General features: G+C 47.1%; 1 pseudogene. It reads left to right on the top strand.

What is annotated here, in order from left to right:
* Positions 1-524, top strand: a pseudogene (locus R7Q48_RS30870) (hypothetical protein); the annotation flags it as partial.

Here is a 524-nt window from a genome sequence, read left to right as displayed (position 1 = left end):
TCGACAAAGCGTGTGACTATTATGCCCAGTACTTGAAGAAAGAAGGTCAAGAGGTTAACGCCCGCGAAGCCATTCTAGAATTTGTCGATCTGGATGAAAACAGCTTGGATGACTTTGGTAACGATGTTCGAATCGTTCTAGCCTCAGCAGACTTCGGTAAAGAACTCACCACTTCTGTCTTGTGGCTGCGTGATAAAGACATCGATATCAGTTGTGTGCGCCTCACGCCCTACCGCTACAAAGAAGATGTACTGATCAATGCTGAACAGATCATCCCTGTACCCGAGGTGGAAGAGTACCAAGTGAAGTTCCGCGAGAAGCGTGCCGAGCAGCGCACAAGCGTTCAAAAAGGCGAAAAAGATTACTCGGAGTATCGCTATAACGGTCATACCTATAAAAAGCGTCACCTAGCCCTAGCGTTAGTCACGGAATGGATAGAGAATCATCAGCCACAAAACTTGAATGAGGTACTCAAAGAATTTAACGAGCCAGTAAGACGACGCATCGCCATCCTAGCGGCTGAT

The organism is Vibrio sp. 378 (assembly GCF_033339435.1).
The sequence above is the reverse complement of the archived record's forward strand: the minus strand, read 5'-3'. Positions and strand labels throughout refer to the sequence as shown.